Genomic DNA, 24,743 nt, shown 5'->3' on the forward strand with positions numbered 1-24,743 from the left:
GTGATCACGAAAGGGGAGTCAGGGCGTGAACACGGCGCGTACGCAGCCGTCGGCCCGGTCCCGGAACAGCGCGTACCCCTCGGGGCCCTGCGCCAACGGCAGCCGGTGGGTGGCCAGGTGTTCGGTCCGCAGCTGGTCACGGGCCATCCGGTCCAGCAGCATCGGCACGTCCCGCAGATCCGGTCGACCGGCGCCGCGCAGCGTGAGCCGCCGCTCGGTCAGCGCACCCAGCGGGAACGCGTCGACAAATCCGCCCGCCCCGCCGAGCACCACCACCACGCCGCCCTTGCGACACGCGTGCACGGCCTCCCGCAGCGCGTCCGGTCGGTCGGCATGCTGGCCACCGAACCGGTCGACCCTCGACCGGGCCGGCGGCGTGCCGACCGCCACCACGCACACGTCCGGCCCGCGCCCACCGCTCCGGTCGCGCAGTTCGGCGGCGACATCGGTGCGGCGGTAGTCCAGCGGCTCGGCGTCGGAGTGCCGCTCGGCCATCCGCAACCGCTCCTCGTGCCGGTCCACGACCAGCACCCGGGCGGCGCCGCGCAGCACCGCCGCCCGGGCGGTCAACTGACCCACCGCCCCGGCGCCCCAGATCGCCACCACGTCGCCGGGACGCACCCCACCCAGCTCGGTGGCGAGCCACCCGGTCGGCGCCGTGTCCGCGGCGAACACCGCCCGGTCGTCGTCGACGGCGTCCGGCACCCGGAACGCGCTCACGTCGGCGTACGGCACCCGCACGTACTCGGCGTGGCCGCCCGCGAAGCCGCCCGCCGCCCGGGGCCGGCCGAAGCAGCCGGCGTCCGAGCAGGCCCCGTCGGGGTCGGCGCTGGCCAGGTCGGCATGGGCGTTGTCGCAGCAGGAGTGCAAACCCTGGCGGCAGTACCAGCAGCCGCCGCAGGCCACGCTCGCGCCGACGACCACCCGATCGCCGGTGCGGTGCCGGCGGACCGCGGGCCCGACGTCGACCACCTCGCCCAGGAACTCCGCGCCGAGCACGTCGCCGGCCCGCAGCAGCGGGTGCCGGCCGGCCAGCAGCGGCAGGTCACCTCCGCAGGTGGCGCTGCGCCGCACCCGGACAATGACGTCACGCTCGTTGCGCAGCTCCGGGTCGGGCACCTCGCGTACCGCCAGCTCGCCGGCGGCCACCCAGCACAGCGCCCTCACCCGTGGACCTCGGGACGGTCCAGCGCGGAGCGGTCCGCGCGGAGCACCTCACCGGCCTCCACCCGTTGCTTGATCTGGCGCAGGGTCCGGCGGACCAGCAGACCCGGGTCGTCGCCGACCAGGTGCGCGGCCAGCCCGGTGGGTGGGGTGACGCCGGCCAGCGGCCGGGCGGCCAGCTCGGTGCCCCGGTCTCCGGGCGCCGGCCGCACCCGCACCTCGACCGCCCCGTCCAGACGGCGCAGCGGCTCCGGCCAGCGGCCGTCCGGAAGCACCTGCTCCGGCGGCCGGTCGACGGTCACCACCTCCCACCGGGCCGGCGCGGCGGCGTCACCGTCCGCGCCGGGCCGGCCACCCCGATGGGGTACGCGCAGCAACCGTGCCGCCCCGGCCAGCGCCGCGCCGCCGAGGGCAGGTCCCGCCCGCGCCAGCCGTCCCATCGGTACCACCCGTCCTCCCGGTCCACGTCCCCCGATCGTCGGTCGGGCCCGGGTGAAGCGCGCTCGCCCGGAAGGGGTGAACCGGCCCGCGCCGGGTAACCGCTCGCCGACCGGGGGCGGAACGCGTGGTGGGGGTGGGGGCTGGGTGCCGGAACAGGATCACGTACGGGTCGAGCCGGCACCGGGGCCGCCACTGTTGGCGTCCCGGCTGACGCCGGCCGTACCACCGGAGCCGGTGGTGGCCCGGCCCCGGCTGCTGCGCCGGTTGGACGAGGGCAGCGCGGGACCGGTCACCCTGGTGGCCGCCCCCGCCGGCTGGGGCAAGACCACCCTGCTCGCCTCCTGGGTGCGGTTGGGCGGTGCTCCGCCCGATGTCGGGCCCGGCGCGATCGTGCCCGACTCCGGCGACCTGTCAGTTTCGTCGGCTGACGACCCGGTCTCGGCGTGGATGTCGGTGGAGGCCGGCGACGATTCCGACCGGCTCTGGGCGTACCTCGCCGCGGCGCTGCGGTCGGCGACCGGGGCGGAGGGCGGCCGGGTGCCCGACCGGCCGCCGCGCCCCGACCAGTTGGAGGCGCTGGCCGCCACGCTCGCCGCCGCCGACCGGCCGGTGCTGCTGGTTCTGGACGACCTGCACCGGGTCGCCGACCCGGCGGCGTTGACCGGCCTGGAGTTCCTGCTGCGGCATGCCGGGCGGCGGCTGCGTCTGGTGATCGGCGCGCGGGCCGGACTGCACCTGCCACTGCACCGGCTGCGCCTCGCCGGCGAGCTGACCGAGATCGGCCCGGACGAGCTGGCATTCACCGACGACGAGGTGGCCGATCTGCTCACCGCCCACGCCGCCGCGCTGCCGGCGACCGCCGTGCACCGCCTGCGGGAGCGCACCGGCGGCTGGCCGGCCGCGCTGCGCATCGCCGCCCTGGCGGTACGCGGACAGCCCGACCCGGAGCGCTGGGTGGGGCAGTTCGGCGGAGACCAACCGGAGATCGCCGGGTACCTGCACGAAGAGGTGCTGGCGACGCTCGACCCGGACCAGGCGGGCCTGCTGCGTCGTACCGCCCTCGTCGACACCGTCTGCGCCGACCTGGCCGAGGCGCTGACCGGCCGCGCGGACGCCGGGCAGGCGCTGGCCGACCTGGCCGGCACCGGTGGTCTGCTGCACCGGGAGGACACCCGGCCACCCTGGTACCGGTCCGAGCCACTCCTCGCCGACCTGCTCCGCGCCGACCTGGCCCGGTTGCCCGCCGACGAGCTGCGTGAGCTGCACGTCCGGGCCGCCGACTGGTACGCGGGCGACGGCCGGCCCGCGGACGCCCTGCGGCACGCCCTGGCCGCCGGCCGCTGGGACCTGGCCGGCGACGTGTTCGTCGCGCACTGGCCGGAGCTGACCCGCTACGACCGCAATCCGGTGCCCGCGCCGGCGCCCGCGCCACCGCCGACGGAGGTGATCCGCGCCGACCCGGAGGTGGCGTTGGCCTGCGCCGCCGAGCGCGCGTACGCCGGCGATCTGCCGGCCGCCGCCGGTCACCTGCGCGCCGCCGCCGGGCACGCCACGGGCCTGCCGGTGCCGCGCCGGGACCGGTTCCTGCGGTTGGTCACCGCGCTGGAGCTGACCGTCGCCCGGCTTGCCGACGACCGCGCCGAGGTCCGGGCCGCCGCCGCTCGACTGCTGCGTACCCGCCCGGCGGACGCCACGCCGACCCGGGTGCCGGCCGGGATGGCCGGTTCCGCCCCGACGGTCGGTGGCGGCGGCGCGTCCGACGACCTGGACCTGCGGGCGTTCACCGGCACCGCGCTGGGGCTGGTCGAGTTGGCCGACGGGGCGCTGCCCACCGCTCGGTTCGTCCGCGCGAGGGCGGCGGCTCGGGAGGCCGGCCGGCCGCGTACCGAGCTGGTCGGGGCCAGCCGGGCCGCGCTGCTGCTCGCGGTGCGTGGCGAGCTGCGGTCGGCCGAGCAGGCGGCCCGGGACGCGCTCGGCATGCCGCCCAGTCGGGGCTGGTCCTGTCGGCTCGACTGCGGCTACGCGTACTTGGCTCTCGCCGTGGTGGCACTGCTGCGCGACCAGCCCGAGGAAGCCAGGGCGAACCTCGGGCTCGCCCTGCCGGCGCTCGACGTGACGGGCGGCTGGGCCGGTAACCCCGAGGTGGGCGACGACTGGCTGGCCGCTGCTGCCGGCGAACCGGTGGCGGCGGCGGTGGCGGCGCTGTGCCGGGCGCAACTGCGCCGCGACTCCGGCGACCCGGCAGCCGGCCAGCGGCTGCTCGTCCGGGCCCGGGAGGCGCTGGCCGGCCGGCCGTCCGCCGCCGAGGTGACCGGTCTGCTGCGGGCCGCCGAAGCCGAACTGCGGGCCGTGCGGGGCGACCTGGACTCCGCCCGGGAGCTGCTGGTCGGCACCGCCGACGAGGGGGCCGACCCGGTGCTCGCGGTGACGTTGGCGAAGGTGCAGTTGCTGGCCGGCGACGCCGCCGCCGCCGAGCGAACCCTGCCGGACTGGCAGGCGCCGGCGGCCACGGCCTGGCCGCTACCGGTACGTCTGGACGCGGGGCTGCTGGACGCGGTGCTGGCCGAGCGCGCCGGGGACGGGCGGCGGGCGGGTCGGATCCTGGAGCAGACGCTGGACCTGGCCGGCCCGCATGGCCACCGCCGGGTCTTCACCCGGGCCGAACCACCCGTGCGGGACCTGCTGGCCGCGCACCTGGACGCGGGCACCGCGCACTTCGCGCTGGTCAGTGATCTGGTGCGGGGAGCGGGGCAGAGCGCCGCCGGGCCGGCCGCCGGGCCGAGGGGCGTGCTCGACGAGCCGCTCACCGAGCGGGAGCTGACCATCCTGCGCTACCTGCAGAGCATCCTGTCCAACGTGGAGATCGCCAGCGAGTTGTCCCTCTCGGTCAACACGGTGAAGACCCATGTCCGCAACATCTACCGCAAACTCGACGCGACCCGCCGGCGCGAGGCGGTCCGGCGGGCGCGCGAGTTGCGGCTCATCTGAGCGGATCGCAGTCAGGGGTTGGCGGCGGCGTCCGCGGCTGTCAGCAGGTCGGGCAGGTCGTACCCGCCGTCGTGCCGAACGCCGTTGACGAACAGGGTGGGGGTGCCGTTCACCCCGCTGCGGATGCCCCCCACAAAGTCCCGGCGCACCCGGTCCGCGTGCGCACGGTTCTCCACCTCGGCGTTCAACTCGTCCGGTGGCAACCCGACCTGCTCGACGCCGAGCGACAGGTGCACCGGGTCGAGCTGGTCCTGATGCTCGTAGAGCCAGTCGTGCATCTCCCAGAACCGGCCCCGGACCCCGGCGGCCTCGGCCGTCTCGGCGGCGCGTTCGGCGTACGGGTGCACGTTGGCGATCGGGAAGTAGCGGTAGACGAGCCGTACGGTGTCGGCCCGCTGCCGCAGCAACTCGTGCAGGTTCGGGTACGCGGCACCGCAGAACTGGCACTGGAAGTCGCCGTACTCGACGATGGTCACCGCCGCGTCGGCCGGCCCCCGGATGTGGTCCTCGGTGGTCACCGGGTCTCGAAGTCGGGCGGTGACCTGTAGTGGCGTGCTCATCGGGCCATCACCTTCCGATCGGCGGTGAGCTGGTCCAGCGCGTCGAAGATGCCGTCGGCGCCGGGGTTGACGTCGGGCGGCGACAGGTAGCTCCAGCTCACCTTCCCCGCCGGGTCCAGCACCACGAGCGCGCGGGCCGCCTCACCGTTCGACATGTACGCCCCGTAGCTACGGGCCACCTCGCCCTTGGGCTCGAAGTCGGCCAGCAGGGGGAACTTGATGCCCCGGCTCTCCGCGAACGCCCGGTGTGACCAGATGCTGTCCACCGAAATGCCGAGCACCACCGCCTGGTACTGGGCGAAGACGGGTGCCGCCGACTGGTAGAGCGACATCTGGTCACCGCAGACCGGGCTCCAGTCGGCGGGGTAGAAGGCGAGCACGACCGGCCGGCCACGGAACTGCTCAGGCCCCAGCAGAGCCCCGTCCGGGGTGGCCGGCAGGGTGAAACCGGGCGCGGTGCGCCCCGGTTGGATCAGCCCGTTCGGATCACTCATGCCACCAGCCTGCTCCCGGGGTGGGTGAGGCCGGCTCACCCACCCCGGGTGGTTCCGCGCTCGTTCAGCGCCAGCTCAGCGCTCGCCCGCGCCCGCTCAGTGCAGCACCGGTGCGACCGCGATGTGGTTCTGCACCTCCCGGATGCCCGGCGCGGACCAGGCCACCTGCTCGACCTCGGCCCGTTCGGGCATCGAGTGCACCAGTCCGGCGAGGATCGCGGTGTCGCCGTGCACCCGGACGCTGATCCGTTCGGCCTCGGTCGCTCCGGCCCGGGCGAGGGCGTCGACGATCCGGTCGGCCACGTTGCGGCCGTCCGGCGCGGTGGCCGGTCGGACGGTGATGCCGTTGCTCACCCCGCGTACGCCGGTCAGCCGGGCGACCGCGCGTTCGGCGGCTCGGCGCTGGTACTCCCACTCGACGTCGCCGTGCAGCGTCACCCAGCCGGCTGAGACGGTGACCTGGAGCTTCTCGATGGGCACGAACGCGTCCCACTCCAGCCCGTGGCTGGCCGCGGCGGCCAGGTCGGTGTCGGTGCGCTCGGTATTGTTGGTGAGCTGTACGGCCACGTCGTTGGCGACCGCCCGGACCGAGGTGACCCGGTGGGCGGCCCGTTCGGCGGCCCACTTCTTGGCGTAGCTGTCCACCCGGCCGGTCAGGGTGACGACGCCCTCGGCGACGGTCACGCCGACCTCGTGCGGCTGCACCCGCGGTTCCCAGGTCAGCTCGTCGAGCACGGCGGACTGGATGTCCTGGTCGGTGCGGTTGATCTCCGCGATGGCCATCTGTCCCTCCTCCGCTGTTCCGATGGCGGACCGGGTGGTGGCTGCGACCGGAGGTCCGCCGTGCTGCGATCCTGCCGCCGCCCCGGGTGAGCCGGCCTCGCCCGGACCGGGTGACGGCGTGGCCGGACCTTGGGCGGCACGGGTGGGAAGCGCGGACGAACATCGATGATGGGAGCGCTTCCAAAGCGAGCGGGTTTCGGTTACGGTAATCGCGTTCCTCGATTGCGGGAGCCGTCGCGTCGGGTGGCGGAGCCAGGGCAGCTCCGTTCGTCCCCGTCGTCGTGCTCGTCCCCCGAGCCACGGCGTCACCGGGTGATCGACCCCGTCCCCCGGGGTTCCACCCCGAGCGGAACCGCAGCTGCCGAGAGTCAGGCCGGCGTCCTCCACCAGCGCCGGCGTCCACTTCGGCCACTGCGGCCTGCCCATCGACCGACAACGTCCGAACATCCCACTGGTAGCCCACCCAGGCATTGACGCCAACACCTGCGCGAGCCGCCGAGCAGGTGATCCGGACGAAGTCCCGGGTCACCACCCAGACACCGGTCCGCCGGGCCGCCTGAGGGGTCCGGCACCCGGCGGACCGGCCCCTGGGTATGACGGTGAGCCCCGCTCGACCTGGGTCGAGCGGGGCCCGCGGTGGTGCTCTCGTTCAGACGGCGGGGGAGTTGGGGCGGTCCACGTCGACGAACTCCACGTCCTCGACGGCACGATCGTCCCGGCTGCCGGCGGCCCGCGCTGCGGAGCCGACGGCCCAGCCGACCGCCGCGCCGACGAGCGCGGCGCCGATCAGGAGCGTCCAGGGCAGTGCCGGCTGGCGGCCGGCGAGCGCGTCGAAGGCCAGTGAGGCGCGGCGGCGCGCCTCCTCGGCGGCGGATCCCACCAGGTCACCCGCCCCGTCGGCGAGGTCGCTGCTGTTGCGGCGGGCCGAGCGGGCGGTGTCGCGCACACTGTCTCCGGCGGAGCTGACGGCCGAGAGCAGGTGCTCCCAGGCTTGGTCCGCGATCCGCTCCGGCTTGTTGCGGCGGTCCAGCAGGTTGGTTCCGAACATCGTGGTTACCTCCTCAGGTGCCGAAGCCGCCGGCCACTTCGGACTTCGGCGTCTTTCCAGCGCGTCACGGTGTCGCCTACCCCGCAGTGCCCCGCGTCAGCCGGACGCAAACCCCGACCTCCGCGGAGCACCGGTAGTTCGGCGCGCCATGAGTCGGCGCGTCGGTGGACTCAGCGCACCGCTGACACGGCGACGCCTCGAGCGAAGTCGTCGTCATCGTCGTCATCGTCGCCTCCGCCACCGAAACCGCAGGCCAAGACGAGGGCAAGCAGAACGCCGACGCCGGCCAACCCGGCAAGTCGCTTGATCATCGAAGATCCTCTCCGTCACGGCGGGTGTCCTGGCTGATGCTAGGGCGCGTCGGCAACCGTGGGCGCGGACCGCGCCGGCCGGCTGTGCACGACACGCCGACGGCACACGGGGCAGGCGTACGTCATGGGCCGGTTGTCGGGTGCGTCGTCTCCGGACCGCTACCCTGGTTCGGCGGCGCGTCGGTCACGACCGATCGCCGATGCTCAGATAACAAAAAGTCTTGAACAATCAGATGCTGAAAAGTGCGGATATGGGCGGCTTTGTGGGTCCGGATCCGCGAATTGCTCATCCCGAGGGGTGGCGACCGAGGCCGTCGGAGGAATACTCTCGGTCGCGGCCCGCGTACTGATGAGGCGCCCGGGGGACGGGCGGGTGGAGGTGCTCGCGTGAGCCTGTCGATCGTGAAGTCGGTTCTGTCCGGTGGTGTCGTGGAGATCGCCCCACGGGGCGAGATCGACGTTGACACAGCGTACGAGGTGCGCGAAGCGATCGCGGAGGTGCTGGCCAAGGGCCGCCCGCTGCGCATCGAACTCAACATGAGGCTGGTCACCTTCATCGACTCGGTCGGCATCAGCGCCATGGTCGCCGGCTTCCAGACGGCCGAGGTCAGCGACGTGAAGCTGGTGGTCACCGAGCCGAGTCGGTTTGTGCACCGGCAGCTCTGGGTGACCGGCCTGCTCGGCCTCTTCGGCGCTCCGGAGCCCTACTTCGCCGGCGCGGCCACCCCCGAGGTGCTGCCCGGCGCCTGAGCGCGCCAGGCGTACCCGTCAGGGCTGCTCGTCCAGGCCGGTCAGGTCGATGTCGGTCGCCTCGGTGACCGCCCGGATGGCCGTCACCGACGCGTACCCGGCGGCCAGCAGCGCCACGTCCGTGCCGGGCTGTGCGGCCTGCCCCGGCTCCTCCAGCGAGGTACGGACGAACCCATGGCCGGATTCGGCCACCGTCATCTGCACCTGACCGAAGCTGGCCAGCGTGCCTCGTCGCACCCCGCGCAACTGGCCGTGCGGCAGGTCCGGGGCGTTCACGTTGAGCACACTCTCCATCGGCGCGGAGGTCAGCCGGGGGAGCAGGTCCAGGGCGACCCGCGCGGCGGTGCCCCAGTGCCGCTCGGCGTCGCGCACCCGGGCGGCGGCGTCCACCGCGGCACCGCCGCTGGCGGCCGTCGCCTCGCCGGCCGAGAGCACGTCGAGGGAGACCGCCATCGCCCGGCAGCCGTTCGTGGCGGCGGTGAACGCGGCGCCCACGGTCCCGGAGTGCAGCACCGCCCGGCCGGCGTTGGCGCCCCGGTTGACGCCGGAGAGCACCACCGACGGCGGTGGGCCGAACGCCCCGTGCAGGGCGATCAGCGTGATGAAGCCGGGGGACCCGCCGACCCCGTACGCCGGCACACCTTCCAGGTCCGGCAGTGGGTGGTCGTTCACGACGACCCGCCCGTCGCATTCCATGGCGCTCATCGCGGCGCTGGTGCCGCTCGCCTCCTCCATCGGCGCGGCGACCACCACGTCCAGGCCCCGCTGCCTGGCCGCCCAGGCCAGCGCCTGGATACCCGGCGCCGCGATCCCGTCGTCGTTGGTGATCAACACCCGCAGGGTCATCGCTCGACCACCCGGCCGGCCAACTCGTCCGGGGTGGTCCGCTCCTGCTGCCGGCTGTCCGCCGGCACCAGCCGGACCCGGTCCACCAGGCCGGTGATCGAATCCAGCCGGCCGGTGCCCAGGCCGTGCCGGGTCACGTTCAGCGCGCCGGCGGCGGCCCCGGTGCGGATGGCGGTCCGGATGTCCCCGCCCCTGGCCACGACGGCCGCCACTCCGGCGGTCATCGAGTCGCCCGCGCCGCGGGGGTCGGCGGCCTCCAGTCGGGGCATTTCGACCTGGAACAACTCCCCGTCGATGAGCGCCAACGCCGGCTGGTCGGCGCGGCTCACCACCACCGTCTCGGCGCCGCCCGCGTGCAGCTCGTACATGGCCCGGGTCAGCTCCTCGGTGTCGTCGCTGCGGGCGCGGCCGTCGCGGATCAACTCCTCGTGACTCACCTTGAGGAAGAACACCCCGCTCTCCAACACCGAACCGAGATGGTCACCGGAAAGGTCGACCACCACCCGGCCGCCGTTGGCCCCGAGGTCGGCGGCGAAGCGCCGGTACAGGTCGGCGGGCACGAGCCACGGCTCGTTGGGCCCACTGAGGATGCTCACCGAGGCCCGCAGGCCCTCGCCGAGGGCGAGGTTGTACAGCTCGTCGATCTCATGCCGGCTCAGCGGCTGCCCGGGCACGTCGGCGATCTCCTGCCGGGAGCCCTCCCGGCGATCGTGCACGTACCCGCCGCTGCCGGAGTCCCGGACCACCACCTTGAGGTCCACGCCCTCGCTGACCAGCAGCGGCTCCAGCACCTGACCGATCTCACCACCGAGGGCGGCGCAGAGCACCACGTCGACCCCGAGGGAGATCACCATCCGGGCCTGCCAGACGCCCTGCCCGCCGGGGTGCAGGTGCAGCTCGGGGTGGTCGTTGGGCTGGTCCACGGTCACCGTCAGCTGTGGAGTGGGCGCGAAGACCATCACGTGCCCACTCATCGGTCGTCGCCGTTCATGCTGGCCGCCCTCCGGCATCCTCGTAATTCGTACTAAGCGACCCTAATGGGGCAGGCGGTGTCAAGCCCTGCCATCCGCTCGGTCCGGCGCGGCGCTGAGGGCCGTCGGGCGTTGCCAGCCCGACATCGGTACGGGACGATCGGGCGACCAACGACGGCGGGAGACGGTGTGCTCAGCAGCGATACCTTCAGCTACACCGTCCAGGCCCGGTGCTCACCCGCGGAGGCGGCCGCGCTGCTCAGCGACCTGACCCGGCAGGGTGAGCTGCATCCGCTGATCGTCCGGGTCCGCCGGGTGCCGCCCCGGCCCGGCGCCCAGGCCAGCTACACGATCAATGACCGGTTGGCGGCCGGCCCGCTGCGCTTTCGGACCACCTACCACGCGGACGTGCTGGTCAGCGAGGCCGACGAGATCGTCATGGTGGCCCGCCAGTGGCCGGCCACCACGGTGCGCAACCACACCCGGCTGCGCGCCGAGCCGGACGGCCTGGTCCGCATCGAGGTCGAGATCACCCTGACCGCGCCGACGCCGCTGTTCCGCTACGCGTTCCGCCAGGCCCGAGCCGCTCACCTCGCCCTCGCCACCCGGCTGGGCGCGGTCCTCGACCGCACCGGCAACCCCCCGCTCACCTGACCCGCCCCGCCCCGCCCCGCCCCGCTGCCGCAGGCAGAGGTCGCCGTGGCAACGCCTGTCGGGGCGGTGCCACTCCGGCAAGCGATATACCTCAGAGGTATGAATATGACTCCTTGGTATAACGCCTACCAGCGATACTCCCGCCCGTCCGCTGCGCCGATCTTGCGATTCCGGTTGCCGATATCAGTGGGATGCCCACATTCGTCGGGACAGCAAGTGCAAGATCGCGGGGGCAGGACAGGCCGCTGCACCTGACGCAACGGCCCGTCCTGGGTGCGGAGCCCATGCGCACAGGCGGCGCAGGCAGCTAGACCGTGGTGGCAGCGCGATCCCGGTTCGTGCGGGTGGTTCCGGCGGCGGGCCGCCGGCCCCATGGTTTGTAGGTGGACAGCACCGTCGCGATGATCATTAGGCTGGTGGACACCGCCGGCGCGATGACCAGGTCGGCGCGATCACCTGCGGGCAGGGCAGGGCCCACCGCTCCGGCGTGGCGCAGGTTCGGGGTGAGCAGGAACAGCACCAGCCCGACCATCACCGTGGTGAGCACGAGCTTGACCAGCACCCAGCGGTGGCGCAGCAGGCCCCACGGGGTGAGCAGCGAGCTGGCGACTCCGATCAGCCAGACCAGGACGCTCAGCGGCGCGAACAGCACCGTGCCGACCAGGGCGGTCACCGGATAGACCACCGCCGGGTCGGCGCCCCGCTGCACGGCGATGCCGAGAGTGAGCAGCACCAGGTCGGTGCCCAGCCAGCCAAGCGAGGTGACGAGGTGCAGGGTGAGTAGCGCCTTGCGGGTGGTGGGTCGGATCCGAGGCATACCGCGATGCTGCCCGCCGACCCCGGCCGGGTCGTCCGACGAGCGACGACATCAGGGGTACGCCCGGCGACGTAGCCCGGCCCCGGACGCACGTGATGCCTGTGAGTCATCACGATGACTCACAGGCATCACAACGCGTGGGTCAGTAGACCGACAGGTGTACGTGGTTGGTGTGGTCGGTGGACGGGGTGCCGTTCGCCCCGCTGTACGACTTCCACCCGCTGCTGGGCAGCCAGATCTGCCTGTACCAGATCACGTAGAGCACGGCGAGCCGGTCCGCGTTGCGGATGAAGTACGCGGCCAGGTTGTTGCCGTAGGTCTTGTCGCCACCGGTGGCGTTGCCGCCGAAGCCGTTCTTCTGCGCCGCGAAGTCGCAGGCCCGGCCCTTCGGGTGCTCACCGGAGCCGCTGGGGCGGTGGCACGAGACGTACCGGGTGAAGCCCGCGGCCTTGGCCTGGTTGAGCGCGTGCAGGGTGCGGGGGGTGATGCAGCCGTTGGCCGGCGTGGGGTCGTTGACGCTGCACGACTCGGAGGGCCAGGAGCCGTCGGAGTTACGCGGCGCGGCCTTCGCGTTGGCGGTGGAGGTGCCCCGGTTGGAACCGGCGTCGGCGGTGGTCTGCGGCTTGGGGGTGGTGGCCACGGTCAGGGCCCGTTCGGCCTGTTCCTTGCGCTTGGCCATTACCGCGACCTGCTTGCGCTGCTCGTTGATCTCGCCGTCCAGGGCAACCCGGGTGCGGTTGGCCTGGTCCTTGCTGGCCAACAGGTCACGCAGCACCCGGTCCTCGTTGGCGGCCACCGCGTCCAGCGCGGCCGCCCGGTCCATGAAGCCTTCGGGAGTGTTGCTGTTGAGCAGCGCCGACATCGCACCGAGCCGGCCGGTGCGGTACGCCACCTCGGCGATCTCGCCGACCTTGCCGCTGCGCTGGTCGATCTCGACCTCGATGGTCTTCAGCTGGCCGGCGAGCTGCTGCTGCCGTCGTACGGAGCTGTCCAGGGCGCGCTTCGCGTCCAGGTAGCCCTTGCTGGCCGCCTCGAGTTGGGCGCGCAACGCCGGGGTGCCGCCCTCCTCGTCGGAGTTGGGTGCGGCGGCTCGCTGGCCGGTCGGGGGAGCGGCCGAGGCGGTGCCGGCCGGGAGCGCGACGCCGAGGGCGAACATCGCGACGATCAGGGCCGCCAGTCGGGCGGCGGGTGGTCGTGCTGGTGCCACTGCGCATGTCCTTCCGTCAGCCGCCGACCGGGTTAGCTGACGGGTTCGGGACGGAAGATCCCTACCGCTGACGCGGATGCACCCCAGGAACATGGTTCCCCGGTTCGCCCAGGTGGGCGATTAGGCGGCGACCGCCACCGGCGCCGGGAGGGCGCCGCCTGGTGGAGGCCGGGACCGAGCCTACCGGTGCCGGTGGGGCGGCTGCAGCCAATGTGACGGACGGTGCGTGCGTCACCACGGAAATTTGCGGCGAAAGTGGAGGAAGGCCCCGAAAGGCCCCGTCACCACTCGATGGAGCCACACGCTCCGGAGGTGGCGCCGGGCTCGATCTGCAACGTCGCGTGCTCGATGCGGAAATCGTCATGCAGGGCCGTACGCGCCGCGGTGAGCACCGCGCCGACCTCCGCACCGGGTGCCATGGTCAGGTGTGCGGAGGCCACCTCCATGCCCGAGGTGAGCGTCCAGACGTGCAGGTCGTGCACCTCGACGACACCGGGGACCGCGGCCAGTCGGTCGTGCACGGCGGTCACCTGGAGGTGCTCCGGGGCGGCCTGCACCAGGATGCGGATGGCGGCGCGGGCCAGCCGCCAGGTGCGCGGCAGGATGAACACGCCGATGGCGACCGCGACCAGGGGGTCGGCCCACCACCAGTCGGTGACGGTGATGAGCAGCGCCGCCCCGATGACGCCGAGCGAGCCGAGCAGGTCGCCGAGCACCTCCAGGTAGGCGCCCTGGAGGTTGATGCTCTCCCGGGCCCCGGCGCGCAGCAGGGCGAAGGCGACGATGTTCGCGAGCAGACCGAGCACGGCCACCGCGAGCATCGGGCCGGCGATGACCTGGTGCGGGTCGCCGAAACGGCGGATCGCCTCGATCACCACGTAGATCGCGACGCCGGAGAGCAGGACGGCGTTGGCCAGTGCGGCGAGTACCTCGAGTCGGTAGAGCCCGAAGGTGCGCTGTGGGTCGCCGGTGGCCCGCCGGGTCGCGGTGATCGCGGCGAGCGCCATGCCGATGCCGAGTACGTCGGTGAACATGTGCCCGGCGTCGGAGAGCAGGGCGAGCGAGCCGGTGTGCAGGGCGGCCACCGCCTCGACCACCATCAGGGTGGCGAGCAGCCCGAATGCCGCCCAGAGTCGACCCCGGTGCTGGTGTGCGGCATTGGCGACGGACCCATGGTGGTGGTCATGACCTGCGCCCACGAGAATCACCTTCCGCCGCTGGTCGGGACCCGGTCAAATGTATGCTCACATCGCTATGTGTGCAAGTGTACGGGCAGTGCCTGTCGCCGGCGGCAGTCCCACGCAGGTCAGCCGGTCGGGTCGATGGTGGTGAGCCGCTGGGTGGCCCGGGAGAGCGCCACGTACAGGGTGCGTACCCCGGCACCCGGGTCCGCCCGGATCTCGCTCGGGGCGACCAGCACCACCCCGTCGTACTCCATGCCCTTGGCCTCCAGGCTGGTCACCACCTGCAACCTCGCGCCGCCCAGCGCGCCGAGCCAACCGGCGACCTCGTCCCGGCGGGGAACCGGCGTGATCACCCCGACCGTGCCCTCCACCTCGGCCAGCAGGCCGGTGGCGGCCTCCACGGTCGCGGTCTCCAGCCCCGTCGGGGGCACCACCAGCTCGACCGGCTCGACCCCGGTGGAGCGGACGGCGGTCGGCAGCGGCAGGTCGGGGTAGAGCCGACGGATCTCCGCCGCCGCCACCGCGAAGATCTCCGCCGAGTTGCGGTAGTTCGTGGTGAGCGTGAAATCGTGTCGCTTGCGCCGACCCAACGCCTGGTCGCGGGCTCGGGTCAGCTCCTCCGGGTCACCCGTCCACGCGGTCTGCGCGGGGTCGCCCACCACGGTCCAGGAGGCCAGTCGGCCGCGTCGACCGATCATCCGCCACTGCATCGGCGAGACGTCCTGCGCCTCGTCCACCACCACGTGCGCGTACTCCCGGTAGTCCTCCGGACGCTCCCGGGCCGCCGCGCGGGCGGCACGCTGCCGCTCGCCGAGGGTGCTCAACTCACGGACACCACCGGCGAGCTGGAACGGGTCGCGTCGCGCCCGGGCCGGCTGCGCGGGCTTACCGAGCAGCGCGTCCAACTCGTCCAGCAACGCCACGTCGGCGATGGTCAGCCCGGCCGAGTCCAGGTTCCGGTACGCGGCGTTGAGCAGCCGGATCTCCGCCGAGGAGAGGATTCCCCCGGCGTAGCGGCGCAGCCGGTCCGGCTGCGCCAGCCAGCCGAGCACGTGCCGGGGGTGCAGCCGAGGCCACCACGCCTTGAGGAACTCGCGGAACTCCGACCGCTCGGCGATCTCCGCCTCGAAAGCCGGCTGCTCCGGCAGCCGACCGCTGCTCAGCTCACGGGCCTGCGCCCAGAGCGCGGCGAACACCCCGTCGAAACCGGCCCGGCGCACCTCGTTGCGCCGCGCGCCGCGTTGCAGCGCGCGGTCCCGGATCCGGTCCAGCGCGGCCCGGTCCAACCGCAGCAGCGTGCCCCGGTAGAGCAGCCGCAGCTCACCCGGGCCACCCGGCACCGCGTCGCGGGCCGCCCGCTCCAACACCCGGCGCATCCGCAGCGAGCCCTTCACCGCCGCCACCTCGGGCGGGTCGGGACGGGTGGCGGTCATCCCCGGGAAGAGGGTGCCCAGCGAGTGCAGGGTCGCGGTGTCCTCACCGAGCGACGGCAGCACGGAGCCGATGTACTCGACGAAGACCGACGACGGGCCGACCACCAGGATGCCGCCGCCGGCGTAGCGGCTGCGGTCGGAATACAGCAGGAACGCGGCCCGGTGCAGGGCGACAGCGGTCTTGCCGGTGCCGGGGCCGCCCGCGACGATCGTCACCCCGGAGCCGGGCGATCGGATCGCCTCGTCCTGCTCCCGCTGGATGGTGGCCACGATGTCGCGCATGCCCCGGCCGGTGGCCTTGGACAGGGTGGCCAGCAAAGCGCCGTCACCGACGACCGTCATCCCCTCCGGGGCGGCGGTCGGGTCCAGCAGGTCGTCCTCGATCCGGGTGACCCGCTCGGCGCGGGACTGGATCGTGCGGCGTCGCACCACGTCCAGCGGCTGCGCCGGAGTGGCCTGGTAGAAGGCGGCGGCGGCCGGCGCGCGCCAGTCGACGACCAGCGTGACGGCGTTCTCGTCGCGGATCCCGAGCCGCCCGACGTGCAGCACCTGACGGTCGCGCAGGTCCAGCCGGCCGAAGACCAGCCCCTCGTGCTCGGCGTCCAGGGTGTGCCGCCGCTGCGCCGCGTGGAAGACCATCGCGTCACGCTCGACCAGGGCGCCGTGCGTGCCCACCCGCGCCATCCGGTAGCCGTCACGCTCGGCACGGACGGCTGACTGCCGCAGCTCCGCCAGTCGGGCGTACACCCGGTCGAGGTGTCGTTGCTCGACGGCGATCTCCTGCTCCAGGCCGGTCTGGTCGGTCAACGCACGCTCCTTCAGGGGTCGCCGGCAGGCGGCGGGAACCGCGCGGGCCAACCGAGAAGAGTACGGCCCTGGGCCCGACCCGCCGCGCCCGAGGTGCGCGAACGTGCTCAGGCACCCGCCTCGGCGGGGGCCGTGCCACGGTGAGCCGGCGGCGATTCGGCGAGCACCCGGCGCAGCACGCCGGTGAGCGCGGCGTTGACCTCGTCCGGGCGTTCCATCATCAGCATGTGCCCGGCACCCGGGCACACGGTCAGCTCGGTGGCCGGCAGAGCCGCCGCGATCGACTCGGCGCACGGCGGTGGGGTCAGCCGGTCCCGGTCGCCGACCAGGGCGGCGGCCGGCAGGTGGGCCAACGTGGCGAGGGTGTCCAGTCGGTGCTGGGTGCCGATGGAGGCGCGGAACCCGCCGATCGAGCGTAGCGAGGCGCGAGCCACCGCCGAGGTGACCAGGCGGATGTCGGCCGGCTCGCAGCGGTCACCGAAGAGCATCCACCGGATGCTCGGTTGCAGCGCGTTCAGCAGTGCCCGGGGCGCCCGCCACGAGCCACACCGGGCCAGCACGCCTGCGCCGGTCGTCTCGGCCAGCCGGATCAGCCGGGCGATCCGCGGCGAGAGCCCGTAGACGGTGTGTGTGTGCCCCTCGGCGGTGGTCGAGACGAAGACCAGGCCGGCGGTACGGGCGGCGAAGTGGGCGGGGTGACGGTGGGCGTACTCCATGATCGTCATGCCGCCCATCGAGTGCCCGACCAGCACCACCGGGCCGGTCGGCGCCACGGCGTCGATCACCGCGGCCATGTCGTCACCCAACTGGGCCAGGGTGGCCGTCGGCAGCGCCATGCAGCTCGACCGGCCGTGCCCCCGCGCGTCGTAGGCGACCACCCGCACCGCACCGCCGAACGGCGCCGCGGTGAGCGCGTCGACCTGCCGGTGCCAGGCGCGCCCGTCCAGCGTCCAGCCGTGCAGCAGGATGGCGGTGACCTGGGCGTCCGTCGGGCCCGTCGCCTCGACGTTGAGCCGTACACCGTCCGACAGGCCGACCTCGAACCGCTCCGGCATCGCCACCTCCCCAGGGCCGCCCAGTACCACCAGCACCGGGATACCCGGCGGTAACACCGGCTACCCGCCATGACACCACGCCAATCGCGCCGTGGCGAACATTCCCGACCTCGCCCGTGCCGGCCAGCGGCGGACCAAGCTGAACGGCATGGGGTCGTCGGGAGCGCCCATGGGCGCGACGTCGGGGCAGGGGCGGCAGGCCGGCGGCACGCCCCGCGCCGCGCTGGCCGACCTGCTCGCCGGTAATCGGCGGTTCGTCAGCGGCCAGCCGGTGCACGGACACGACGTCACCGCCGCCGCGGCCGCGGCCTCCGGCGACCAGCAGCCGTACGCCGTGGTGCTGGGCTGCATCGACTCCCGGGTGCCGCTGGAGGCGATCTTCGATCAGACCTTCGGCGCGATCTGCGTGATCCGTACCGGGGGGCACGTGCTCGATCGCGCGGTCTGCGGCTCGATCGAGTACGTGGTCGGCCAGCTCGGCGTACCGCTGGTGATGGTCCTCGGCCACGAGCGGTGCGGCGCGGTGGAGGCCACGGTGGCGGCGCTGCGCACCGGGCAGCGTCCCGGGGGGTCCCTGGCGCACCTGGTGGACGAGATCGCCCCGGCGGTGACCGAGGCGGGGATCGACGACCCGGCGGTGCAGCCGCTGGCGATCCGCCGGCACGTCCGACGGACGGTGCGCACCCTGCGCCAGGACGACCTGCTGGCCGAGCCGGTGGCCGCCGGCCGGGTGGCCGTGGTCGGCGGCCTCTACGACCTGGCCACCGGCGAGGTCGCCCTGATCGATCCCGGCTGACCCGGCGGTGGACGCACGAAACCGCCCGCCGGGAAATCCCGGCGGGCGGTTTCGGTTGGTGCGGTGGGGGAGGGCTCAGCCCTCGAAGACGCCGGCCGCGACCAGGCGCTTCTCGGTGGCCTCCCAGCCGTCACCCGGGTGGGTGGCAGCCAGGTTGTTGATCTCCGCCCGGATCTTGGCGGCGTGGCCGGCGGCGGCCAGCACGCGGATCTCCTCGACGAAGGCGTCGGAGTCCGTGCGCAGGTGCGCGGTCTTGCCGTTGGTCAGGTTCCGCACGTAGGCGTGCTTGCCGCCGTTGAGCGGGATGAGGTACTTGAACTCGCCCAGCACGCTGAGGGCGCCACCCTGGCCAGCCTGGCCGGCCCGGACGGACGCGCGCGCGGTCTTAGAGGTGTTGCTCGCCACGGAGGTACTCCTTGCAAGACGTACGGGAGGACTGGACGTCCGGGGGCTGTGTGCGGGTCGTACGTGACTCGGCCCGCGAAGGTGTAACGCGGCATAAGCCGCCGGTGGAACTGTACAGGACCACGACATCATGCTGGTCGTCGCGGTGTCCTGAGAGGCAACGGCGACCACCCGTCCGGCTATTCCACCCGGCGTTTTTTCCGATTCCCTGGCGCACCACGCGTCACACGAGTCATCATGTGTTGCAGCAGCCACCTGGGTGGACGAGGTCGTAGGGGAAGACGCACCTCGCTCTCCGGGAGGTCACCGTGCCAACGCGTGGCGTCGTATACGTCCACTCGACCCCGCTCGCCGTGTGCTCGCACGTCGAGTGGGCGATCGCGCGCGTCCTAGCCGCGCCGGTCAACCTGCAGTGGACGGCTCAGCCCGTCGACCCCGGCGCACGCCGGGCCGAGTGCGGGTGGACCGGTCGTCCGGGGACGGGCGCCGAGCTGGCTGCTGCCCTACGGCAGTGGCCCATGATCCGTTTCGAGGTCACCGAGGAGCCGAGCGCCGGTGCCGATGGTGAGCGCTTCATGTACGTGCCGGCCCGTGGCCTGTTCCGGGCGACGGTCGGCGTGGCCGGCGACATCCAGCTCGGCGAGGACCGACTACGGGCGCTGATGGCGGCCTCCCGGGCCCCGGAGGCGCTGGCGCACGCCCTCGACAAGGCGCTCGGCACGGCCTGGGACGCTGACCTGGAGCCCTACCGCTACGCCGGCGACGGCGCCCCGGTGACCTTGCTCACTCGGGTCGGCTGACCCGGCCGACGGGCCGCTGGCCGTACACGGTCGAGCCGGTGACGACCGGTAAGGCCAAGTTGCCCCGATAAGGGAGAAGCTGGTGGGATGGACGGCGTGTCGAATCGCCCGTGGCGCGCCAGTGTCGCTGTCGCCGCCCTGACCGCCCTGCTCGTCTCCGGCTGCTCAGGTGACCCGGAGAGCCCCACGCCGACGCCCAGCCCGGTCGGCACGTCCGCCGGCCCGAGCGTCCCGGCCGCGCCGCCGGCCAGCGACCCCGCCAGCCGCGCTGCCGCGCTGGTCGCGACGCTGTCCGACGAGGACCTGGTCGGCCAGGTGCTGATGCCGTACGCCTACGGCGACTCGGCGACGAAGGTCTCCGCCGGCTCGGCGGCCGGTAACCAGGCCCTCGCCGGGGTGGACACCCCCGCCGAGATGATCGCCAAGTACCGGCTGGGTGGCCTGATCCTGGTCGGCTTCAGCGCCGACGACCCGACCAAGGGCAACCAGGAGACCACGAACGTCGACAACCCCAAGCAGGTGCACGAGCTCACCACCGGGCTGCGTACCGCCGCCGGTCGGCTCGCCGCCGGTCCCGCGCCGCTGCTCATCGGCACCGACCAGGAGTACGGCGTCGTCACCCGCGTGACCGACGGGGTCACCGTGCTGCCCAGCGCCCTCGCGGCCGGCGCGGCCGGTGACCCGAAGCTCACCGAGGCCGCCTGGCGGGCCGCCGGCACCGAGTTGGCCGCGTTGGGCATCAACATCGACTTCGCCCCGGTGGCCGACGTGCTGGCCACCCGCAGCACCGTGATCGGCTCCCGGTCGTACGGCACCGACCCGAAGCGGGCCGCCACGCAGGTGGGCGGCGCGGTCCGTGGCCTCCAGGCGGCCGGGGTCGCGGCCACCCTGAAGCACTTCCCCGGGCACGGCCACAGCGCCGACGACTCGCACCAGGACCTGCCGGTGCTCACCCAGTCCGCCGCGGCGTTGCAGAGCGGCGCGTGGCCGCCGTTCACCGCCGGGATGGATGCGGGCGCGATGGCGGTGATGTCCGGTCACCTGGACGCGCGCGCGATCGACCCGGGGACCCCGGCGACGTTCTCGCACAAGCTGCTCACCGACGTGCTGCGCGGCCAACTCGGCTTCAAGGGGGTGGTGATCACCGACGGGATGAACATGCCGCCCGCGATGCGCTGGGCTCCCGGCGAGGCGGCGGTCCGTGCGCTCAACGCCGGTAACGACCTCATCCTGATGACCCCGAACGTCGGTCAGGCGTACGACGGGCTGCTCGCCGCGCTGCGCGGCGGATCGCTGCCCCGGACCCGGCTGGTCGAGGCGGTCACCCGGGTGCTGACCATGAAGTTCCAGCTCGCGGAGTTGCCGGCGGCGCAGATGTCCACGCTCAACTCCCCGGCGCACCGGGCGGCGGCCGACGCGCTGGCCGCCGCCGCCGTCACCGTGCTGCGCGGCGCCTGCGGCAAAGCGGTACGCGGGCCGGTCACCGTCACCTCGTCCGGCGGTCGGGACGGCACCCGGGCCACGCTCACCGCCGCGTTGACCGCCGCCGGGGTGCAGGTCAAGCCCAGCGGCGGCACGATCGTGCACCTGGTGGGCTACGGCGACGGCGCCAAGGACCTGAGCCCCGACGCGGCGATCACGGTCGCCATGGACACCCCGTACGTGCTGGCCGACGCGAAGTCACCGACGCTGCTGGCGACGTACTCCTCCAGCCGGGCGTCGATGACCGCCCTGGCCGCGGTGCTCGCCGGCAAGGCCCGGCCGGGCGGCCGGTCCCCGGTGACCGTCCCCGGACTGCCCGCCACGACCTGTCGCACCTGACCGGCCGGCCCGGACGGATCAGCGCCCACCTCACTCGCCCTTGGCGAGCCCTCGCACCGCGAGCCGGTACGCCGGAAGCACGTCGGTCCGTTCGGTGATCAGCCCCTCGCTGACCTCGAAGACCAGCGTCTGCCCCGCCGACTGGACGGCCAGCGCCCAGTTGCGCGACTCCTCCTCGGTCAGCGGACTGGTGGCGAGCCAGGTCATCTCGGTGGCGTCGAAACCGCCGGCGCGCAGGTCGCGGAACTGTTGACCGGCGACCGTCTCGTCGGCCCCGGTGGCGAAGCTCTCCAGCGCGGCGCGCGGCGTGACCGTCGGCGAGTCCGCCGCCCAGATCCGCAGGAATCCGCCGCCGGCCGGCCGGCCGTCCACCTCGCAACGCACGGTGCTGCCGCCGCGCTTGGTGAGCGCCTCGCCGACCAGCTCGGCCAACTCGCCCTTGGGCGGCTCGATCGCCTTCGCCGTCCACCCGTCGGCCAGCGGAAACGTCACCGGAAGCGGGCAGGGGGAACCGGTGCCGCCGGTGGTGCCGCCAGGCGACGCCGGAGCCAGTTCGTCGTGCCAGGGCTCGCCCGTGGCCTGCGGGGCCGGGCCACCGGCCGCGGGCCCGGCGGGAGCGCCGGCGTCGTCGCCGCAGCCCGCCAGCAGACCGAGGGTGAGCGCCGCCGACAGGGCGGCGCGGGTACGAGTGTCCATGGTGGTGATCCCCGTCAGTCGATCTTCAGTCGGCCCATCTAAGCGGGGCGGTCTACCGACGTCAATCGGGATCGTTCACGCACGACGGCCCGCTGGACCGGCAACTACCGCCACGGCAACGAGCGCACCGCGAAACAGCACCCCCGCAACCGGGGCTGAACGACGAAAGGGCCCCTCCTCGTTGAGAGGAGGGGCCCTTTCGGAGGATCTCAGGGACGGGCGAAGACGAGCGCCACGTTGTGGCCGCCGAAGCCGAACGCGTTGTTCAACGCGGCCGGGATCTCCATGTGGCGGGCCTTGTGCGTGGCGACATCCAGGGTGAGACCTGGCTCCGGGTCGTCGAGGTTGATCGTCGGAGGGACGACACTGTCGCGGATCGCCAGGATGGTGGCGATCGACTCCAGCGCGCCGGCCGCACCGAGCAGGTGACCGGTCATCGACTTCGTCGCGGACAGCACCGGGTGGTCGCCGAGCGCCTTGTGCAGCCCGCCGATCTCCAGCATGTCCCCGACCGGGGTCGAGGTGGCGTGCGCGTTGACGTGCACGATGTCCCGCTTCGCCACGTCCGCGTCCGCGATCGCCTTGGCGATGGCCCGGATGGCGCCCTCGCCCTCGGCGTGCGGCTGCACGATGTCGTACGCGTCGGAGGTGATGCCGGCGCCGGCGAGACGCGCGTACACCCGGGCGCCCCGGGCCGCGGCGTGCTCGGCCCGCTCCAGCACCACGATGCCGGCACCCTCGCCGAGGACGAAGCCGTCCCGGCCCCGGTCCCACGGGCGGGAGGCCCGCTCCGGGTCGTCGTTGCGGGTCGACATGGCCCGCATCGAGCTGAAGCCGGCGATCGGCAGCGGGTGGATGACCGCCTCGGTGCCGCCGGCCACCACCACGTCGGCCCGGCCGGAGCGGATGATGTCCAGACCGAGGGCGATCGCCTCGGCGCCGGTGGCGCAGGCGCTGGCCACCGAGTGCACGCCGGCCTTCGCGCCCAGCTCCAGCCCGACCCAGGCGGCCGGACCGTTCGGCATCAGCATCGGGATGGTGTGCGGGGAGACCCGACGTGGCCCGGAGGCTTCCAGGATGTCGTCCTGGGCGAGCAGGGTGGTGGCGCCGCCGATACCGGAGCCGACGCTCACCGCCAACCGCTCCCCGTCGAGGTCGGAGCCGGCGAGGCCGGCGTCCGCCCAGGCCTGCTGCGCCGCGATGATCGCGATCGCCTCGGAACGGTCCAGGCGGCGCAGGCGGACCCGGTCCAGCACCTCGGACGGCTCCACGGCCAACTGGGCGGCGATCCGGACCGGCAGTTGCTCGGCCCACTCCTGGGTGAGGGCACTCACCCCGGAGCGGCCGGCGAGCATTGCGTCCCAGGTCGACGCGACGTCCCCGCCAAGCGGGGTCGTCGCGCCGAGCCCGGTGACGACGACGTCTGGACGACTCATGATCAGGACTGCGCCGCGATGTAGCTGACAGCGTCGCCGACGGTCTTGAGGTTCTGCACCTCGTTGTCCGGGATCTTGACGCCGAACTTCTCCTCGGCCGCGACCACGACCTCCACCATGGAGAGCGAGTCGACATCGAGGTCGTCGGTGAAGGACTTCCCCTCGGCCACGTCGTCCGGGTTCACCCCGGCAACCTCTTCGAGGATCTCGGCGAGGCCGGTGGTGATCTCGTCACGGGTCATTGCGGTTGGTTCCTTTCATCGGGGTTCTCCGGCGGTCGGCGTCGCCGACCGCCGTTCCTCGACGCGTACGCGCCCGAGGGGGTCATCAGGGGCAGCGGACGACCTGACCGGCGTAGGTCAGGCCACCGCCGAAGCCGAACAGCAGCACCGGGGAGCCCGAGGGCACCTCCCGGCGCTCGACCAGCTTGGACAGGGCCAGCGGCACGCTCGCCGCGGAGGTGTTGCCGGACTCGACGATGTCCTTCGCGATGATCGCGTCGGGGATGTTGAGCCGCTTGGCGATGCCGTCGATGATCCGGGCGTTGGCCTGGTGTGGCACGAACGCGGCCAGCTCCGACGGGTCGACCCCGGCCCGCTCGCAGGCCTGGAGCGCGAGCGGCGCGATCGCGGTGGTGGCCCAGCGGAACACCGCCTGCCCCTCCTGCTGGATGTACGGGCGCCAGCCCTCGATCCGGACCGCGTCGCTCTTGTCCGGCACCGAACCCCAGACGACCGGGCCGATCCCGGTCGGCTCGTCGTCGGCGGTGGCGGAGACCACCGCGGCGCCGGCTCCGTCCGCGAAGATGATGCAGGTGGAGCGGTCGGTCCAGTCGGTGAAGTCGGACAGCTTCTCCGCGCCGATGACGATCGCGTTGCGCGACGCCCCGGCCCGGATGGCGTGGTCGACAGTGCCCAGCGCGTACGCGAAGCCCGAGCAGGCGGTGTTGAGGTCGAACGCGCCCGGCGCGGTGATGCCCAGCTTGGCGGCGACCCGGCAGGCCACGTTCGGGCTGCGGTCGATGGAGGAGCAGGTGGCGACCACGACCAGGTCGATGTCGGCGGCGGTCAGGCCCGAGTTGGCCAGCGCCTTGCCGGCGGCTGCGGCGGCCATGTCGGCCACCGTCTCACTGTCGGCGATCCGCCGGCTGACGATGCCGACCCGGTCGCGGATCCACTCGTCGTTGGTGTCGACGAGCTGGGCGATGTCGTCGTTGGTCACCACCCGGGAAGGCTGGTAGTGCCCCATCGAGACGATGCGACTGCCAGTCATGAAC

The 24,743-nt window shown here is 73.4% G+C and carries 25 protein-coding genes and 1 riboswitch; of the genes, 6 read left to right on the forward strand and 19 right to left on the reverse strand.

Annotation, left to right across the window (positions count from 1 at the left end):
* Positions 1-18: 18 nt before the first annotated feature.
* A complete protein-coding gene (locus tag AC5L30_RS26140) occupies positions 19-1,167 on the reverse strand; it encodes an alcohol dehydrogenase catalytic domain-containing protein (protein WP_494870274.1) in 1,149 nt (382 codons plus the stop codon).
* On the reverse strand, positions 1,164-1,604 hold the full coding sequence (locus AC5L30_RS26145) for a hypothetical protein (RefSeq protein WP_494870275.1): 441 nt from the start codon (positions 1,602-1,604) through the stop codon (positions 1,164-1,166). The genes AC5L30_RS26140 and AC5L30_RS26145 overlap by 4 nt, the downstream gene beginning before the upstream one ends.
* Before the next feature lie 76 nt (positions 1,605-1,680).
* On the opposite strand from AC5L30_RS26145, the gene AC5L30_RS26150 reads away from it, so the two are divergent.
* On the forward strand, positions 1,681-4,593 hold the full coding sequence (locus AC5L30_RS26150) for a winged helix-turn-helix domain-containing protein (RefSeq protein WP_494870361.1): 2,913 nt from the start codon (positions 1,681-1,683) through the stop codon (positions 4,591-4,593).
* A gap of 11 nt (positions 4,594-4,604) precedes the next feature.
* Here the strand turns inward: AC5L30_RS26150 and AC5L30_RS26155 are convergent, their stop codons facing one another.
* From AC5L30_RS26155 to AC5L30_RS26175, 5 genes are all read right to left on the reverse strand, one after another.
* Positions 4,605-5,153, reverse strand: a complete 549-nt coding sequence (locus AC5L30_RS26155; RefSeq protein WP_494870276.1) for a DsbA family protein — start codon at positions 5,151-5,153, stop codon at positions 4,605-4,607.
* Positions 5,150-5,647 (reverse strand): redoxin domain-containing protein, encoded by a 498-nt coding sequence (locus AC5L30_RS26160; protein ID WP_494870278.1) that lies wholly within the window; start codon positions 5,645-5,647, stop codon positions 5,150-5,152. Before AC5L30_RS26160 ends, AC5L30_RS26155 begins: the two co-directional genes overlap by 4 nt.
* A 96-nt stretch (positions 5,648-5,743) precedes the next feature.
* Positions 5,744-6,430 (reverse strand): BON domain-containing protein, encoded by a 687-nt coding sequence (locus AC5L30_RS26165; RefSeq protein ID WP_494870279.1) that lies wholly within the window; start codon positions 6,428-6,430, stop codon positions 5,744-5,746.
* Between the two features lie 649 nt (positions 6,431-7,079).
* Entirely contained in the window at positions 7,080-7,478 is a 399-nt protein-coding gene (locus tag AC5L30_RS26170; protein ID WP_494870280.1) for a hypothetical protein, read from the reverse strand.
* A 170-nt stretch (positions 7,479-7,648) separates the two neighbouring features.
* Positions 7,649-7,789, reverse strand: a complete 141-nt coding sequence (locus AC5L30_RS26175; RefSeq protein WP_167457621.1) for a hypothetical protein — start codon at positions 7,787-7,789, stop codon at positions 7,649-7,651.
* 387 nt (positions 7,790-8,176) lie between these two features.
* Here AC5L30_RS26175 and AC5L30_RS26180 point away from each other — a divergent pair, with 387 nt between their 5' ends.
* On the forward strand, positions 8,177-8,539 hold the full coding sequence (locus tag AC5L30_RS26180) for an STAS domain-containing protein (RefSeq protein ID WP_030330302.1): 363 nt from the start codon (positions 8,177-8,179) through the stop codon (positions 8,537-8,539).
* A gap of 18 nt (positions 8,540-8,557) precedes the next feature.
* On the opposite strand, the gene surE is transcribed toward AC5L30_RS26180, so the two are convergent.
* Positions 8,558-9,385 carry a 5'/3'-nucleotidase SurE gene (gene surE / locus AC5L30_RS26185; protein WP_494870282.1) on the reverse strand — a complete coding sequence of 276 codons (828 nt, stop codon included), beginning with the start codon at positions 9,383-9,385 and terminating at the stop codon, positions 8,558-8,560.
* Entirely contained in the window at positions 9,382-10,359 is a 978-nt protein-coding gene (locus AC5L30_RS26190) for a 1-phosphofructokinase family hexose kinase (protein WP_181518436.1), read from the reverse strand. The genes surE and AC5L30_RS26190 overlap by 4 nt, the downstream gene beginning before the upstream one ends.
* 186 nt (positions 10,360-10,545) lie before the next feature.
* On the opposite strand from AC5L30_RS26190, the gene AC5L30_RS26195 reads away from it, so the two are divergent.
* A complete protein-coding gene (locus tag AC5L30_RS26195; protein ID WP_494870284.1) occupies positions 10,546-11,010 on the forward strand; it encodes an SRPBCC family protein in 465 nt (154 codons plus the stop codon).
* A 307-nt stretch (positions 11,011-11,317) separates the two neighbouring features.
* Here the strand turns inward: AC5L30_RS26195 and AC5L30_RS26200 are convergent, their stop codons facing one another.
* The 5 genes from AC5L30_RS26200 to AC5L30_RS26220 form a co-directional block, all read right to left on the reverse strand.
* Positions 11,318-11,827: a hypothetical protein gene (locus AC5L30_RS26200; RefSeq protein WP_494870286.1), complete on the reverse strand. Its 510-nt coding sequence runs from the start codon at positions 11,825-11,827 to the stop codon at positions 11,318-11,320.
* A gap of 142 nt (positions 11,828-11,969) precedes the next feature.
* Positions 11,970-13,034, reverse strand: a complete 1,065-nt coding sequence (locus AC5L30_RS26205) for a coiled-coil domain-containing protein (RefSeq protein ID WP_494870288.1) — start codon at positions 13,032-13,034, stop codon at positions 11,970-11,972.
* 5 nt (positions 13,035-13,039) lie between these two features.
* Positions 13,040-13,171: riboswitch (cyclic di-AMP (ydaO/yuaA leader) on the reverse strand.
* A 144-nt stretch (positions 13,172-13,315) separates the two neighbouring features.
* On the reverse strand, positions 13,316-14,233 hold the full coding sequence (locus tag AC5L30_RS26210) for a cation diffusion facilitator family transporter (RefSeq protein ID WP_494870289.1): 918 nt from the start codon (positions 14,231-14,233) through the stop codon (positions 13,316-13,318).
* A 107-nt stretch (positions 14,234-14,340) separates the two neighbouring features.
* A complete protein-coding gene (locus AC5L30_RS26215) occupies positions 14,341-16,458 on the reverse strand; it encodes a HelD family protein (RefSeq protein ID WP_494870291.1) in 2,118 nt (705 codons plus the stop codon).
* 107 nt (positions 16,459-16,565) lie between these two features.
* A complete protein-coding gene (locus tag AC5L30_RS26220; protein WP_494870293.1) occupies positions 16,566-17,513 on the reverse strand; it encodes an alpha/beta fold hydrolase in 948 nt (315 codons plus the stop codon).
* A 169-nt stretch (positions 17,514-17,682) separates the two neighbouring features.
* Here AC5L30_RS26220 and AC5L30_RS26225 point away from each other — a divergent pair, with 169 nt between their 5' ends.
* Entirely contained in the window at positions 17,683-18,309 is a 627-nt protein-coding gene (locus tag AC5L30_RS26225; RefSeq protein WP_494870363.1) for a carbonic anhydrase, read from the forward strand.
* A 75-nt stretch (positions 18,310-18,384) separates the two neighbouring features.
* On the opposite strand, the gene AC5L30_RS26230 is transcribed toward AC5L30_RS26225, so the two are convergent.
* Positions 18,385-18,714 carry a hypothetical protein gene (locus AC5L30_RS26230; protein ID WP_030330285.1) on the reverse strand — a complete coding sequence of 110 codons (330 nt, stop codon included), beginning with the start codon at positions 18,712-18,714 and terminating at the stop codon, positions 18,385-18,387.
* Positions 18,715-19,022: 308 nt separating this feature from the next.
* Between AC5L30_RS26230 and AC5L30_RS26235 the strand changes: the two genes are divergently transcribed.
* A complete protein-coding gene (locus AC5L30_RS26235; protein ID WP_355422641.1) occupies positions 19,023-19,514 on the forward strand; it encodes a DUF3145 domain-containing protein in 492 nt (163 codons plus the stop codon).
* An 87-nt stretch (positions 19,515-19,601) separates the two neighbouring features.
* Positions 19,602-21,335 (forward strand): glycoside hydrolase family 3 protein, encoded by a 1,734-nt coding sequence (locus tag AC5L30_RS26240; RefSeq protein WP_494870296.1) that lies wholly within the window; start codon positions 19,602-19,604, stop codon positions 21,333-21,335.
* Between the two features lie 30 nt (positions 21,336-21,365).
* Here the strand turns inward: AC5L30_RS26240 and AC5L30_RS26245 are convergent, their stop codons facing one another.
* The 4 genes from AC5L30_RS26245 to AC5L30_RS26260 all read right to left on the reverse strand — a co-directional run bounded on the left by AC5L30_RS26245 (position 21,366) and on the right by AC5L30_RS26260 (position 24,739).
* Entirely contained in the window at positions 21,366-22,031 is a 666-nt protein-coding gene (locus AC5L30_RS26245; protein WP_494870297.1) for a lipoprotein, read from the reverse strand.
* 209 nt (positions 22,032-22,240) lie between these two features.
* Entirely contained in the window at positions 22,241-23,467 is a 1,227-nt protein-coding gene (gene fabF / locus AC5L30_RS26250) for a beta-ketoacyl-ACP synthase II (protein ID WP_494870299.1), read from the reverse strand.
* Between the two features lie 2 nt (positions 23,468-23,469).
* Positions 23,470-23,709 (reverse strand): acyl carrier protein, encoded by a 240-nt coding sequence (locus tag AC5L30_RS26255; protein ID WP_030330276.1) that lies wholly within the window; start codon positions 23,707-23,709, stop codon positions 23,470-23,472.
* 85 nt (positions 23,710-23,794) lie between these two features.
* Positions 23,795-24,739 (reverse strand): beta-ketoacyl-ACP synthase III, encoded by a 945-nt coding sequence (locus AC5L30_RS26260; protein WP_494870301.1) that lies wholly within the window; start codon positions 24,737-24,739, stop codon positions 23,795-23,797.
* Between the last annotated feature and the right edge of the window lie 4 nt (positions 24,740-24,743).

Source organism: Micromonospora sp. BQ32 (assembly GCF_059358895.1).

What these genes read in the sequence shown, in the direction of transcription:
- AC5L30_RS26145 (WP_494870275.1), bottom strand. Translation starts at nt 1,604, where the DNA reads ATGGGACGGCTGGCGCGGGCGGGACCTGCCCTCGGCGGCGCGGCGCTG.
- AC5L30_RS26155 (WP_494870276.1), bottom strand. Translation starts at nt 5,153, where the DNA reads ATGAGCACGCCACTACAGGTCACCGCCCGACTTCGAGACCCGGTGACC.
- AC5L30_RS26160 (WP_494870278.1), bottom strand. Translation starts at nt 5,647, where the DNA reads ATGAGTGATCCGAACGGGCTGATCCAACCGGGGCGCACCGCGCCCGGT.
- AC5L30_RS26165 (WP_494870279.1), bottom strand. Translation starts at nt 6,430, where the DNA reads ATGGCCATCGCGGAGATCAACCGCACCGACCAGGACATCCAGTCCGCC.
- AC5L30_RS26170 (WP_494870280.1), bottom strand. Translation starts at nt 7,478, where the DNA reads ATGTTCGGAACCAACCTGCTGGACCGCCGCAACAAGCCGGAGCGGATC.
- AC5L30_RS26175 (WP_167457621.1), bottom strand. Translation starts at nt 7,789, where the DNA reads ATGATCAAGCGACTTGCCGGGTTGGCCGGCGTCGGCGTTCTGCTTGCC.
- surE (WP_494870282.1), bottom strand. Translation starts at nt 9,385, where the DNA reads ATGACCCTGCGGGTGTTGATCACCAACGACGACGGGATCGCGGCGCCG.
- AC5L30_RS26190 (WP_181518436.1), bottom strand. Translation starts at nt 10,359, where the DNA reads ATGAGTGGGCACGTGATGGTCTTCGCGCCCACTCCACAGCTGACGGTG.
- AC5L30_RS26200 (WP_494870286.1), bottom strand. Translation starts at nt 11,827, where the DNA reads ATGCCTCGGATCCGACCCACCACCCGCAAGGCGCTACTCACCCTGCAC.
- AC5L30_RS26220 (WP_494870293.1), bottom strand. Translation starts at nt 17,513, where the DNA reads ATGCCGGAGCGGTTCGAGGTCGGCCTGTCGGACGGTGTACGGCTCAAC.
- AC5L30_RS26225 (WP_494870363.1), top strand. Translation starts at nt 17,683, where the DNA reads ATGGGCGCGACGTCGGGGCAGGGGCGGCAGGCCGGCGGCACGCCCCGC.
- AC5L30_RS26240 (WP_494870296.1), top strand. Translation starts at nt 19,602, where the DNA reads ATGGACGGCGTGTCGAATCGCCCGTGGCGCGCCAGTGTCGCTGTCGCC.
- AC5L30_RS26245 (WP_494870297.1), bottom strand. Translation starts at nt 22,031, where the DNA reads ATGGACACTCGTACCCGCGCCGCCCTGTCGGCGGCGCTCACCCTCGGT.
- fabF (WP_494870299.1), bottom strand. Translation starts at nt 23,467, where the DNA reads ATGAGTCGTCCAGACGTCGTCGTCACCGGGCTCGGCGCGACGACCCCG.
- AC5L30_RS26255 (WP_030330276.1), bottom strand. Translation starts at nt 23,709, where the DNA reads ATGACCCGTGACGAGATCACCACCGGCCTCGCCGAGATCCTCGAAGAG.
- AC5L30_RS26260 (WP_494870301.1), bottom strand. Translation starts at nt 24,739, where the DNA reads ATGACTGGCAGTCGCATCGTCTCGATGGGGCACTACCAGCCTTCCCGG.